Origin of the sequence: Actinotalea ferrariae (assembly GCF_019733465.1) — a bacterium.
In the GTDB taxonomy this organism is placed as follows: domain Bacteria; phylum Actinomycetota; class Actinomycetes; order Actinomycetales; family Cellulomonadaceae; genus Actinotalea; species Actinotalea ferrariae_A.
Genome location: NZ_JACVQL010000250.1, coordinates 1 through 1,850, shown reverse-complemented (window position 1 = coordinate 1,850; position 1,850 = coordinate 1). Strand labels below are relative to the sequence as shown.

Below are 1,850 nucleotides of genomic sequence, written 5' to 3'. Positions count from 1 at the left end.
CGCGCGGCGGCCCGCCTCGGCGGCCGTCGCCGGGTCGCCGGCCAGCAGCGCCGCCGCGACCCAGCGCTCGACGCTGTGCAGCTGCGGGTCGCGGCCCTCCGGGCCGGCGAGCACCTGACGAACGAGGGTGTCGCCGACGGCGAGGTGCGCGCGGAGCGCGTCGACCGGCTCCTCGAGGAACCAGCCCCACGCCGCGGCCTCGAGCGCGTCGTCCATGCCCGCGTCGTAGATGCCGACGTCGGCGCCCTGCGGACGGGCGACGGTCTGCTGGACGATGCCGAGACCCTTGACGCACCGCTGGTAGCGGCGCGCGGCCCAGTCGGCCTCGGGCTGGTGGGCGTAGGGACGGGTCATGGTCGCGGCTCCCTGAAGACGTTCTCGACGACGGTGTCCGGGGTGCCGTTGACTAGCTGGTCGTACGGCCCGGTGCGCACCCCGACGTAGCGGACCTGGTCAGCGGCGTACGCGTCCTCGATGAGGTCGCCGATCTCGTTGCGGCCGTCGGTGCGGCTGGACGAGGACATGTCCGCCGCGACGTCGCGCGGGTACTGCGGGTCGGTCTGCGAGATGCGCCCGCCGTTGGGCAGCACGGACACCGACTCCCGGTCGATGTACCGCCCCGACCCGCCCTTCGCCTCGATGATGTGCAGCGTCTTGCCGTCGAAGTACACGAGGTTGGTCGCGTTCCGCCCGCCGAAGGCGACGGCGTCGTCCCACGGGACCCCGTCCTCGAACCGGCGCACGAGGTCGGCGACGTCCGCGGACGACGTCGGCCGCAGGATCGACACGTTCGGATTGCCCGCGACGTCACGGACGTAACTCATGCCGCCGATCTCGCCGAGCTCCTCGGAGAGCCGCGCGCGCTGGGCGGGCGTGACGTTCTGCGCCCTGTACGCCGAGAGCTGCGGGGTGTTCGACGGCAGCGTGTACCGGGTGCCGTGCGGCGGACGGACGGTCGGCACGTTGCGCCCCATCCGGCTCAGCGCGCCGAGGGCGCCGAGACCGCCGAGCAGCGGCAGCACGCCGAGCGCGCGCTCCCAGGCCGCGAGCTCCTGGCCGGTCAGCAGGTCGCGTCCCGTGATCGCCTCGACGACGCCCTTGACGGTCCCGACGACCGGCACGAAGTCGAGCACCATCGACAGGACCGCGAGCAGCGACAGCCCGAACGCCGCCTCGATCGCGGAGTTCGCGACGCCGAAGCAGTCGGTGAACACCGAGCAGTTGTCCGCCGCCGCCGGCTGCGCGGCCACGACGTCGACGATCGCGACCGTCGTGAGCACGGCGACGAGCAGCTGGGCGCCCCGCAGCACCCGGCGCGTGGTCGGGGTGAGCGAGCGGTGCAGCCGGACCAGCCGGCCCTCGGGCCTCATGCCGCACCCGGCCCGGTCGTGCGCGGCGCCGGGGAGCCGTCCGCCGCGTCCGGCGCGGGCCGTGGCTCGCCCGGGAACACCGCGAACACGACGACGATGCTGAGCAGCACGAACGCGCCGAGCGCGCTGTAGCTGCCGATGAGGTCGTTCGAGATCGCCTCGACCGCGACGCGGGACAGGACCCACAGCGCGATGAGGCGCGCCCACGCGGGCAGCACGGCGGCGATGCGGCGCCAGCGCTCGAGGGCCGGGATCCACCGCTCCGTGGTGCGCAGCAGGCGGACGGCGAGCAGCACGGCGAAGGCCGCGACCCACAGCCACGCCTGCTCGAGGATCCCCGCCATGGTCAGCGTCGCGAGCAGCGACGAGAGCACCGCGCCCGTGATGCGCCGCGCCGGGCCGGGGACCACCAGCTGCGGCCGCCCCGTCGCGCCGTCGGCGGACGACGTCGTGCCGCCGGCCGCCCCGGCAGCGCCAGCC

3 protein-coding genes are annotated in these 1,850 nt (G+C 74.9%); all 3 read right to left on the bottom strand.

All coding sequences use genetic code 11. The features are described 5' to 3' along the window. Positions 1-354: hypothetical protein (locus ICW40_RS16935; protein ID WP_221655184.1), on the bottom strand; the 354-nt coding region annotated here is incomplete at its 3' end. After that, positions 351-1,370, bottom strand: coding sequence for a pre-toxin TG domain-containing protein (locus ICW40_RS16930; RefSeq protein WP_221655183.1), 1,020 nt, complete (start codon positions 1,368-1,370; stop codon positions 351-353). The genes ICW40_RS16930 and ICW40_RS16935, both read right to left, overlap by 4 nt. Next, positions 1,367-1,850: hypothetical protein (locus tag ICW40_RS16925; RefSeq protein ID WP_221655182.1), on the bottom strand; the 484-nt coding region annotated here is incomplete at its 5' end. The genes ICW40_RS16930 and ICW40_RS16925, both read right to left, overlap by 4 nt.

Bases quoted from the DNA above. Each gene is read 5' to 3' on its own strand.
- ICW40_RS16930 (WP_221655183.1), bottom strand. From the start codon at position 1,370: ATGAGGCCCGAGGGCCGGCTGGTCCGGCTGCACCGCTCGCTCACCCCG.